Below are 11,034 nucleotides of genomic sequence, written 5' to 3' on the forward strand. Positions count from 1 at the left end.
TATGCGCCGTGTCTGCGGCATGGAAATACAATGCCATTTAATGAATTTATATTCAATAAAAATGATTAAATATTATTTAATCCATAAAAAAAGACGGGCTGTCGTTAGACTTGCCCGTCTTCGTCAATAAAGTTTATGCAAATTTGTGATTAATTACGGCGCTCAAACGCCAGCGCTTTACGCTCGATAAGGCGCATCATCAGCGTCAGCAAACCGTTCACCACCAGATAGACCACGCCCGCGGCACCGAACACCATTACGTCATAGGTGCGTCCATAGAGCAGCTGCCCGTGGCCCATGACTTCCATCAGCGTGATGGTGTAGGCCAGAGACGTACTCTTGAAAACCAGCACCACTTCGTTGGAGTAGGAGGAGAGCGCACGTTTAAACGCGTACGGCAGCAAGATAGCCAGCGTGTCTTTCTTGCTCATGCCCAGCGCACCACAGGACTGCCATTGCCCTTCCGGGATGGCACGGATAGCCCCGTAGAAGAGCTGCGTGGTATAGGCCGCACTGTTCAGCGAAAGGGCAATCAGGGCGCACAGCCATGGCTCAGAAAGCAGGTGCCAGATAACCGGATACTCCTGCAGCGACGGGAACTGGCCCGGGCCGTAGTAAATCAGGAAGATCTGCACCAGCAGCGGTGTACCGGTGAACAAGGTTATGTAGGCTCGCACAATCCATACCAGCACCGGCGTTTTTAGCGTCAGGACGATGGTAAAGATCAACGCCAGGATCAGCGCCACGATGATCGATGCGACGGTCAGCGTCAGGCTGGTGTGCAGCCCTTTCATCAGCTCCGGAAAATAGTCAAGCATCAGCCTGGTCTCCGTTCAAAGCGCGTCGCACGCAGGTCAATGCGCTTGAGGATGTACTGACTCACCAGCGTGATCACCAGGTAGATAGCCGCCGCCACGATGTACCAGGTAAACGGCTCCTGGGTACGGGTCGCGATACTTTTGGTTTGCAGCATTAAATCGTTCACGCTGATCAGGCTTACCAGCGCGGTATCTTTCAGCAGCACCAGCCACTGGTTACCCAGCCCGGGCAGCGCATGACGCCACATCTGCGGCATCACCAGACGGAAGAAGATCGCCGATTTCGACAAGCCTAACGCCTGGCCAGACTCCCACTGTCCCTGCGGAACCGCTTTCAGCGCACCGCGCAGGGTTTGCGAAGCATACGCGGAATAGAGCAGAGAGAGGGCAATCACGCCGCACAGGAACGGGCTGACGTCAAAGTTCTCAATCTGCATCTGCACCGGGATCTGCACCACACCCAGATTGAGGGTGAAGCCGTCCGACAGCGTTAACAGCAGCTGCGAGGAGCCAAAATAGATAAACAGGACCACCAGAATTTCAGGCAGCCCACGCAGCACGGTGACCAGCGCTGAGCCGGCCCATGCGACAGGGAACCATTTTGCTGATTCCCATACCGCAAAGATCATCGCCAGCACAAGGCCGATAATCAGTGCGCAAACGGCAAGGCCGACGGTCATCCCGGCGGCGCTTGCTAAAGGAAAAATTTCATTCATCAGGAATTACTTCTGGAACCATTTTTTGTAGATGGTTTCGTAGGTGCCGTCTTTCTTCACTTTTTCCAGCGCAGCGTTGAATTTCTGCTGCAGCTCAGTGTTGCCCTGACGAACGGCAATACCCAGACCCGTGCCGAAGTAATCCTTGTCGGTCACTTTATCGCCCACTGGTGCCAGTTTATCGTTGGCTTTCAGCCACTCGGTCACCACGGCGGTGTCGCCGAACACGCCATCAATACGGCCGTTCTGCAGATCCAGCTTCGCATTCTGGTAGCTGTCATACGGAACGGTGGTGATTTCCGGGTGTTTATCCATGATGAATTTCTGGTGCGTGGTGCCGTTCTGCACGCCCACTTTCTTGCCTTTCAGCTGATCAACCGACGTGAATTTGCCTTTCTGACCAATAAACAGGGCAGAGTTGTCGTAGTAAGGGGTGGTGAACAGAACCTGTTTTTCGCGCTCAGGGGTGATATCCATTCCGGCCATAACGGCGTCGATACGGCGGAACTTCAGGCTTGGGATCAGGCTGTCGAACGCCTGGTTGCTGAAGGTACAGGTTGCGTCGATCTCTTTACACAGGGCGTTTGCCAGATCCACGTCAAAGCCGACAATTTTATTGTTCGCATCAATGGATTCAAACGGAGGATAAGACGCTTCAGTCGCGAAACGAATCGTCTGGGCTGCGGTAGCGGAAAGGGTGACGCTGGCGAGCAGCGCGGCAAGTAATACTTTTTTCATTATCATTTCCCCTGACACAATCAATGAGATAAATAGTTTTTGAACGCATCGGTTTGCGGGTTTGAGAAGCAGCTCGCATCACCTTGCTCAACGATATACCCGTTTTCCATGTAGACCACGCGGCTGGCCGTTTTGCGCGCCACTTCCACTTCATGGGTTACGATGACCTGAGTAATATGGGTTTCCGCCAGCTCGCGAATGATGCTCACGATCTGGGCGGTAATTTCGGGATCCAGCGCCGCGGTCGGTTCATCAAACAGCAGTACCGCAGGCTCCATCATCAGCGCACGGGCAATCGCCACACGTTGCTGCTGACCACCGGACAGGTGCAGCGGATAGCGGTCGCTGTAAGGCTTAAGGCGCAGACGCTCCAGCAGCTTATCCGCACGCGCGATCGCCTGATCTTTGCTTAAGCCCAGCACGCGGCACGGGGCTTCGATCAGGTTTTGCAGTACGGTCAGATGCGGCCAGAGATTGTATTGCTGGAAGACCATGCCAACGTTTTGACGCAGTTCACGAATCGCTTTATCAGACGGTGTTTTCGCGAAATCAAAATGGTTACCGGCGATAGCCAGCGTACCCGAACGGGGCATTTCAAGCAGATTAAGGACACGCAGAAGGGAGCTTTTACCTGCACCGCTTGGGCCAAGCAAAACCAGCGTTTCGCCTTCCGGGCAGTCCAGCGTGATGTCAAACAGCGCCTGGTGTGCGCCGTAGAAGCAGTTAATGCCGTTTAGTTTAATACTCATCGGGGCAGTCTTTACTCATCCAGGCAATCTATAGCAATTGAGGCCGCAGATAGTACCGTTGACAGAATAGTTATGCAATATTTCTGCGTTAAAAGTTAAATATAACCCGCAATACCCTCTAAACATAGCACAAAATAGCGAACGGCAATGTCGGCGAGTATAAATGTCGGCATTCCGCATGAAATGCCGCACATTTTACGGGGTTAACGCTTTTTAAACGGGAGGCTTAGCGGTTTTCAATCGACTGGCGGAGCGTGCCTGCCGGGGCGTGAACGCTGCCACCGACGTACCTTACGTCGTCCACCGCCCAGCACTGGCCTTCACGGATCATCAGCACTTCATCCTGCCAGGTTTGGGTTCCCTGGGTCAGTTTGACGCGCAGGGGAATGTTTCGCGCATCGGTGTTTGGGATCGTTGAAGCACTGGTGACCTCGGCGCTGTCAGGCAGCGTGGCGCGGCTGGAGAACGGATCGGATTTAAGCAGCGCGTTATGCTGCGGATCGCGGGTGGCGTCGCTCAGCAGTTTCGCCAGGCCGTCACTCAGATACGGTCGCAGGGCGGTAATATCATTGCTGCGGTGCTGTATGCGGTAATCATAGAACTGTTGCGCCACGGTATCCGGGCCGCCCTCAATGCATGGGCCGCTGCGGGTACCAATATCCTTAAAGGCTGGCGTGACCGTGGTGGTGCAGGCGCTGAGCACCAGCGCGCAGGGCACGAAAAGTGTTAAAGCTGAATAGCGCATGTTGATTTCCTTATTTATTAACTATCCTTTCAATCATAGCGTAACGAACCGATAATGCTGTACCTAAGGCATTGAACGCTAAAGAAGGAGAGAAAGTATGCAGTTTTCAACAACGCCTACCCTGGAAGGGCAACCTATTACCGAGTACTGCGGCGTGGTCACCGGCGAAGCCATACTGGGCGCGAACATTTTCCGGGACTTCTTTGCCGGCATTCGCGATATCGTGGGGGGACGTTCTGGCGCGTATGAGAAAGAGCTGCGCAAAGCCCGCGAAATTGCGTTTAAAGAGCTTGGCGAGCAGGCCAAGGCGCTGGGTGCAGATGCCGTGGTAGGCATCGATATTGACTACGAAACGGTCGGTAAAGATGCCAGCATGCTGATGGTGAGCGTAAGCGGTACGGCGGTGAAAACCCGTCGATGAAGCGCTCGCTTGCCACACTCCTGCTGGCGCTGTTGCTGGCAGGGTGCGCCACGGAAAAAGGCATTATTGATAAAGGTGCCTATGAGCTGGATACCCGCCATCAGGCCCAGGCGGCTTACCCGCGTATAAAGGTGCTGGTGATCCACTACACCGCCGATGACTTTGACAGCTCGCTGGCGACGTTAACCGACAAGAATGTCAGCTCTCACTACCTGATCCCCGCCAAACCGCCTACCCCTGAGGGCAAACCGCGTATCTGGCAGCTGGTGCCGGAGAGCGAACTGGCATGGCATGCCGGCATCAGCTTCTGGCGCGGCACTAACCGTATTAATGACACCTCCGTGGGGATTGAGCTGGAAAACCGGGGCTGGCTAAAAACGGCGGGAGTAAAACATTTCACCCCGTTCGAGCCGGCGCAAATTGCGGCTCTGATCCCGCTCGCCAAAGACATTATCGCCCGCTACGACATTAAGCCGCAGAACGTCGTCGCGCACTCTGATATTGCCCCCCAGCGTAAAGACGATCCCGGCCCGCTGTTCCCCTGGCGCGAACTGGCGCAGCAGGGAATTGGTGCCTGGCCCGATCCGGACCGCGTCAACTTTTATCTCAATGGGCAGCCACGCTATCAGGAAGTGGACAGCGCACTGCTGCTCGATCTGTTAGCGCGGTATGGCTATGAAGTGCCGGAGGCTGCCACAGCCCAGCAGCAGAAAAGAGTGATTAACTCGTTTCAAATGCACTTCCGTCCACAGCTGTGGAATGGTGTGGCTGACCGTGAAACGCTGGCCATCGCTGAAGCGCTTCTGGAAAAGTACGGACAGGGGTGATCCTGCGGGATACCCCCTCGTAAGTATTTTTCGCGTAATTTAAGTAAGATTAATCTTAAGTACAAACTCAATTCATTTTTAGTTAATTGACTTAAAATTATCCGGATTTAAGATGGACACATAGCTTGCTAAGTAAAGCAGCAAATTAACGTAAACAATTTCTACTTTTATTTTCTCCTTGAGTGTTTCATCAGGAAAATATTCCTGGGTTGAGGCCTTACGTCTTAATCCTGAGTTTTATATTTCACATCTTAAATTGGGTATAATAATGTTAAGCATCTACGGTAAAAAATTACGTCCGCAAAACGAAGTCAACGCAATTATTTCTGCAACGTCAGGATTTGAAGAGAAGACGTTAAAAAAGTGGCAGAAAATATCTACCAGTGATTCACAGTATATTCATATTATCGTCAGTGGCGACGTTGAGTTCCGCCGCGAATCTGATGAACTGTGCATGTTCACCGTTCAGGGGCCGTGTATATTTGGGCTTTGTTCTATGTTTTACAGCGCCACGCACATGTATGGCCTCATTCGGTCAAATACCGTCGTGCGCTCGATAAAAAAAGAGGACTTCGCCCAGCTAATGACTGAAAACAATCTGTGGCCGGAACTGACGAAAGTGCTCTCCTGGTATATTTGTATGCTGAGCAAGCGTGACGATGTGCTGGTTGCCCGCAGCGCCTATTCGGTAGTGCGCGAATTTTTATACGAGATTAATGAACTGATTGTTCAGCATCAGCGTGATATCAATATATATGACTATATTCAGGAATACACCAACCTGGCACGCAGTACCATTATTAAAATTCTCTCCGACCTGAAAAAAGGTCAGTATATTGTGGTGGAAAAGGGGCGACTCCTTAACCTGACATCCTTGCCTGAAAAATATTAATTACTCCAGCCGGTCTCCTTTATGACGTAAAGGGGACCGGGAAATATCCTGCGTTTCGTCAACCGGCGGCGCGGGAATTTTGCCTTGCGAATAATCCTGCTCTTGTTCTTTTAACGCCTGCTTAAACAATTCTGTTAATGAGGAACTGTCGCTGCCAGCCCGTGCAGAAGCGTCGGTGTGTGCCCCGGTACCGGGTAACGTATCCCGCGCGGTATCGTGCTGAGCCGCTCCTTCAGGCGCCTGCTGCCAGTCGGTATCATCGCCGTTAATCGGCAGATCCTGCAGGGCAGGCATATCCTCATGCACCGGCGCAGGTTTAGGGTGCGGATGCGGGAAGGGTTTGCTCACATACACATAATGCATATCTGAAAGCTGTGTTTCCGGTCTGGCGCTGCTCGCGTTGATGGGGGCGGGTGCAGGGTGGCGCAGATCCCAATACACATGCGCGTACAACCCGGCCATCAGCATGGCGCACAGACCCAGGAGTCCTAAAACGGTGTGGGCAAAAACGTGTCTCAGTCCGGGAAGACGATATGAAAACCAGACCGCTTCCCCGGTGGTGTAACTGCGCTGAGCCGCAAGGCTGATAGTAGACATCAGGAATGCTTCTCCTGCATTTTCGCATCCGGTATTGCATGCGAAGCCTGGATCAATACGCTCGGCGTGGTGTTGGTTTCCCGCATTAACTGCATCAATGTCTCTTCGCCGGGAATACCGTCCACATGCAGATGCATTTTTTGCTGGAACGCGCGGGTGCGTTTCATCATCTCCGCAGTCCAGCGCTGAGCGTGGGTTTCAGGTTGAGAAAGGGCCTGGCTTAGCTGCTGATCAAGCCAGGTCATCTCTTTGCCGTCACTGGTTGCGCTGATGGCGTCTTTACCTTCCGGCGTCAGGCGGTGCAGTTGCGTATAGTTTCCGGTTGCATGTTGGTTAAACCAGTTACGACTGACCTGCCAGGTCCGGTTATTCATCAGTAAGTCCATCGAGGTTTCTCCGACGCGGGCGACCACCGCATAGTTAAGATGATTGCCGGTTTTGAGCTCGCTCACCCACGGATAACCTTCGCCTGCCAGCGCATCCGGAGAGGCATTTCCCTGCTTACACATCAGGTTTACCTTCACCGCGTTTTGACACAGCGCATCGTCCGCCGAGGCGTCATACCCCCACATCAGATAAAGCTGATGCATCGCGTCCGGCTGATTGACTATTTCCTTGTCGATAACCGGCACGACGGGGGCCTGAACGGGGGCGGCCGGGTGTTTCCAGCTTATCGGGACCGGCAGAGAAACCGGGAGGCGAGCAGTCATTGAGGCGGTGAAATACCAGCCGCAAGCCGCGAACAGCACAGAGGCAAACAGTGAAACCGTTGCCAGACGCTTACCCTGTTTTTTCGCGGGCAGCACCTCTGCGGCCGCCAGGCGTAAATGTCGCGGACTGACCTGGCTTGCGCGTTCGGTCCAGGCCGCGAGCATCGACAGGTGCGCCAGCGCATTCAGTTCACTGATTTTCCCTTTTGTCATTGCGTGCATCTTACGCACGCGTGCCGGGGATAACGGCGAGCTTTCGCCCCCGTGCTCTTCGCACTGCGCCTGCACGTAGCTGAGATATTCACGGCAGGTCAGGGGGCGCAAGGTGTGGTGGGTATGCACATATTCACGCAGATCAGATTGCTGTAGCCGCGCCGCCTGATTTTCCGCGCCCGTCAGCACCACCGATAAATGAAACCCCAGCTCCTGCGCGCGGGTGAGCAACATCCCCAGCACCGTCCGGCAGGTCTCTTTCATGGCTTCAGTATGGGAAATGACCAGCACGGTGGCCTGAGTTTTCCCTGCCTGCCACTGCTGCAGCACGGTATCGACCGCCTGAATACGGCTGGCGATCGCTTTCGTGTCCGGGCTGAGCTTGTACAGCAGGCTACTGGCGCTCAGTTTTGGAAACGCGTTGATGGCAAGAACGCGGTTGTCGCTGTTTTTCAGCGCATCGCTGAACTGGCCCAACAGCGAGGTATCGTCGCTAAAGAGCCCGCATAATCCCGCCTGTTGGGTTTTCTCTTTCAGCAGGTTAAAGACGTCCTGATGATAAGGCACCAGAAAATCCCCGGATAAGCGGGTGACCTTCCTGAAGGGCGGGGTTTTAAAAGTAAAGTGGCTCTGATACATAACGACTTACCGTCTCTGATTAGGAATAGCAACAGGTCGTGAAATTACGGTAAGGAGACGGGGCGATCAATTTTTCAACTGGGTAAAAATATCCGGCAGAAATGTCCTAACACCTCGATTTTAGACGGTCAATAATTTTCTTTATTAAAGTTGGTGGCGAAGTCGATGGTCGTATTCACCGCGTCTCATTACTCTCTTCACACGTTTTGTCGCAGCGTGATGCTGCTTATTTTCGCTTTGTTAAAGGCCAGATGAAAAATGAGGTTCTCATTTCTGTCACGGTGGATAACCCCTTGCATGATGTTGGCGCTGTTAATTTTTAGCGGCCAGCAAGGGTATTTCACGTTTAAAGATTATAAAAAGGTTACGAATAGGTTGGCTAACTCTGATGCGCAGCCGCTGAAAAACCGCCGCGAAGAGAAAATCTTCACCCTTTTCACGGCGGCAGCACGTCAGGACACTGGGCCGGCTGCGCTAAAAGCCCCGCTGGCGGCGGAAATAGAAGGCATTGTGCGCAGTGATGCCCCCTGGCTTTCCTTCGCTGTTATTAAAACGCCCGCGGGCCAGAAGAGCTACCGCGAAGGGGAGCCGCTGACCGGTTTTAACGATGCCTTTATTCAGGAAATTAACAAAGACAGTGTCGTCGTGAATTATGAAGGCATCACGCAGACGCTGGCCTTAAAGAAACCGGATTATTTCAAGGGCGGCGTTGATAGCGGCCCGGTAACCAAATCGACAAAAGATGCAGGCGCAGACATGCTGCATCTGAATGATTATCTGGTATTAAAACCGGTTGTCGAAAAAGGCCAACTGGAAGGCTATGCCATTAATCCCCGGAATGCCTCTTCCTTTTATAGCCATTCAGGACTGAAAAAAGGGGATGTGGCAGTCGAAGTGAATGCTGTCGATATGACCGATGAAGTAAAGGCAAAAAATATTATTGCTGAATGGTCAAAAATGAAAGAAGCGGAGGTTGTCGTCAGACGTCACGCTCACCTTGAAAATATTCGGGTCAATGTTCTTAACAATTAATAAGTGTACAGACATGAAGAAATTTCCATGGGCGTGCGTGGCGCTGACCGCATTGTCGTTATATTCGGGTTCGCTGCTCGCAGCCAACTTTAGCGCGAGTTTTAAAAATACCGATATCCGCGAGTTTATCGATACGGTAGGCCGCAACCTTAACAAAACCATTCTCGTCGACCCGTCGGTTCAGGGCTCTGTATCCGTCAGAACCTACAACGTGCTGACGGAGGATGAGTATTACCAGTTCTTCCTGAGCGTGCTGGATCTCTACGGCCTCTCGGTGATCCCGATGGATAACGGCATGGTTAAAGTGGTGCGCTCAAGCGTGGCCCGCACCGCCGGTGCGCCGCTGGCAGACAGTACAAACCCGGGCAAAGGCGATGAGATTATTACCCGTGTCGTGCGCATGGAAAACGTGCCGGTGCGTGAGCTCGCGCCGCTGTTGCGTCAACTGAACGATGCCACCGGCATCGGCAACGTGGTGCACTTCGAGCCTTCCAACGTGCTGCTGTTAACCGGTAAAGCGTCCGTGGTGAACCGGCTGGTGGATCTGGTCCAGCGCGTGGATAAAGACGGTGTTCAGCGTCGCGAAATCGTCCCCCTGCGCTTTGCTTCCGCCAAAGCGCTCTCCGACATGTTGAATAATCTCAACAACGAAGAGCAGAAAGGGCAGAACGCGCCGCAGTTGGCCACCAAAGTGGTGGCGGATGACGAAACCAACAGCCTGGTGATCAGCGGTTCGGAAGATGCGCGCACGCGTACCCGCAGCCTGATCCATGAGTTAGATCGCGAGCAGAACAACGAGGGGAATACCCGCGTCTTCTATCTCAAGTACGCCAGCGCAACCAAAGTGGTTCCGGTGCTCACCGGTATTGGCGAACAGCTGAAAGACAAAGCCGGCACCGCGAAGACGAAAACCGCCACCGCGGCAACCGATCTGAATATTACCGCCGATGAGTCAACCAACTCGCTGGTGATCACAGCGCAGCCTAACGTGATGAACTCCCTTGAGAAGGTGATCGACAAGCTCGACATCCGCCGTCCGCAGGTGCTGGTGGAAGCCATCATTGCTGAAGTGCAGGACGGCAACGGTCTGGATCTCGGCGTGCAGTGGACTGGCAAGCACGGTGGCGTCCAGTTCGGCTCCACCGGCCTGCCCATTAGTCAGATAAAAAATGGCACCATCAAGGGTGCCAGCTTTACTGGCCTGGCGACCGGCTTCTTTAACGGTGATTTCGGTGCGTTGATGACCGCGCTTTCAACCGACGGCAAAAACGACATCCTTTCCACGCCAAGCGTGGTCACGCTGGATAACAAAGAGGCGTCATTTAATGTCGGTCAGGACGTGCCGGTGCTTTCCGGTTCGCAGACCACCAGTGGCGATAATGTCTTTAACTCCGTAGAGCGCAAGACGGTGGGGACCAAACTGAAAATTGTGCCGCAAATCAACGACGGCGACATGATCCACCTGAAGATTGAGCAGGAAGTCTCAAGCGTCGACAACAGCGCAACGGAAGATGCCAGCCTTGGCCCAACCTTTAATACCCGAACCATCAATAACGAAGTGATGGTGCACAGCGGGCAAACGGTGGTGCTCGGTGGCCTGATGGAGAATGTCACTAAGCAGTCGGTCTCCAAAGTGCCGCTGCTGGGGGATATTCCACTGGTCGGGCAGCTTTTCCGCTACACCTCGCAGGACGCGTCCAAACGCAACCTGATGGTCTTTATTCATACCACCGTGCTGCGTGACGACGACAACTACAGCGCGGCGTCGAAAGAGAAATATGACCAGATCCGCGCCCGCCAGCAGCAGCGCGTTGAGGAGAAAAAGCTCGGGATCATTGAACCGGCGGATAACGCCGTGTTACCCGCATTCCCTGCTGCGAGTGCTGCAACGGTGAAAACCAGCGCGTCCCGCAATCCGTTTAAAGAGTAAGGCGGAG

At 53.4% G+C, this 11,034-nt stretch carries 12 protein-coding genes; 5 read left to right on the top strand and 7 right to left on the bottom strand.

Annotation, left to right across the window (positions count from 1 at the left end; all coding sequences use genetic code 11):
• Positions 1-149: 149 nt before the first annotated feature.
• The 5 genes from artM to HV242_RS07130 all read right to left on the bottom strand — a co-directional run bounded on the left by artM (position 150) and on the right by HV242_RS07130 (position 3,766).
• Positions 150-818 carry an arginine ABC transporter permease ArtM gene (gene artM, locus HV242_RS07110; protein WP_025204592.1) on the bottom strand — a complete coding sequence of 223 codons (669 nt, stop codon included), beginning with the start codon at positions 816-818 and terminating at the stop codon, positions 150-152.
• Complete coding sequence (gene artQ / locus HV242_RS07115) at positions 818-1,534, bottom strand: arginine ABC transporter permease ArtQ (protein ID WP_014169322.1); 717 nt, start codon at positions 1,532-1,534, stop codon at positions 818-820. Before artQ ends, artM begins: the two co-directional genes overlap by 1 nt.
• Positions 1,535-1,540: 6 nt before the next feature.
• Positions 1,541-2,272 (bottom strand): arginine ABC transporter substrate-binding protein ArtI, encoded by a 732-nt coding sequence (gene artI, locus HV242_RS07120; protein WP_020884864.1) that lies wholly within the window; start codon positions 2,270-2,272, stop codon positions 1,541-1,543.
• Positions 2,273-2,292: 20 nt separating this feature from the next.
• Positions 2,293-3,021 (bottom strand): arginine ABC transporter ATP-binding protein ArtP, encoded by a 729-nt coding sequence (artP, locus tag HV242_RS07125; protein WP_014169324.1) that lies wholly within the window; start codon positions 3,019-3,021, stop codon positions 2,293-2,295.
• 226 nt (positions 3,022-3,247) lie between these two features.
• Positions 3,248-3,766 carry a lipoprotein gene (locus HV242_RS07130; protein WP_014169325.1) on the bottom strand — a complete coding sequence of 173 codons (519 nt, stop codon included), beginning with the start codon at positions 3,764-3,766 and terminating at the stop codon, positions 3,248-3,250.
• A gap of 97 nt (positions 3,767-3,863) precedes the next feature.
• Here HV242_RS07130 and HV242_RS07135 point away from each other — a divergent pair, with 97 nt between their 5' ends.
• From HV242_RS07135 to HV242_RS07145, 3 genes are all read left to right on the top strand, one after another.
• Positions 3,864-4,187: a heavy metal-binding domain-containing protein gene (locus HV242_RS07135; RefSeq protein ID WP_006174327.1), complete on the top strand. Its 324-nt coding sequence runs from the start codon at positions 3,864-3,866 to the stop codon at positions 4,185-4,187.
• A complete protein-coding gene (locus HV242_RS07140; RefSeq protein WP_155027321.1) occupies positions 4,184-5,014 on the top strand; it encodes an N-acetylmuramoyl-L-alanine amidase in 831 nt (276 codons plus the stop codon). The genes HV242_RS07135 and HV242_RS07140 overlap by 4 nt, the downstream gene beginning before the upstream one ends.
• A 268-nt stretch (positions 5,015-5,282) precedes the next feature.
• Positions 5,283-5,906 carry a helix-turn-helix domain-containing protein gene (locus HV242_RS07145; protein ID WP_020884862.1) on the top strand — a complete coding sequence of 208 codons (624 nt, stop codon included), beginning with the start codon at positions 5,283-5,285 and terminating at the stop codon, positions 5,904-5,906.
• On the opposite strand, the gene HV242_RS07150 is transcribed toward HV242_RS07145, so the two are convergent.
• Positions 5,907-6,503 (bottom strand): hypothetical protein, encoded by a 597-nt coding sequence (locus tag HV242_RS07150; protein WP_047955284.1) that lies wholly within the window; start codon positions 6,501-6,503, stop codon positions 5,907-5,909. It abuts the gene before it with no gap.
• Positions 6,503-8,065, bottom strand: coding sequence for an ExeA family protein (locus HV242_RS07155; RefSeq protein WP_063858332.1), 1,563 nt, complete (start codon positions 8,063-8,065; stop codon positions 6,503-6,505). Before HV242_RS07155 ends, HV242_RS07150 begins: the two co-directional genes overlap by 1 nt.
• Before the next feature lie 300 nt (positions 8,066-8,365).
• On the opposite strand from HV242_RS07155, the gene gspC reads away from it, so the two are divergent.
• Positions 8,366-9,097 (top strand): type II secretion system protein GspC, encoded by a 732-nt coding sequence (gene gspC, locus HV242_RS07160; protein ID WP_063858364.1) that lies wholly within the window; start codon positions 8,366-8,368, stop codon positions 9,095-9,097.
• A 13-nt stretch (positions 9,098-9,110) separates the two neighbouring features.
• A complete protein-coding gene (gene gspD / locus HV242_RS07165) occupies positions 9,111-11,027 on the top strand; it encodes a type II secretion system secretin GspD (protein ID WP_063858327.1) in 1,917 nt (638 codons plus the stop codon).
• Positions 11,028-11,034: the final 7 nt, after the last annotated feature.

It is taken from the genome of Enterobacter sp. RHBSTW-00593, assembly GCF_013784105.1.
Taxonomy (GTDB): Bacteria; Pseudomonadota; Gammaproteobacteria; order Enterobacterales; family Enterobacteriaceae; genus Enterobacter; species Enterobacter ludwigii.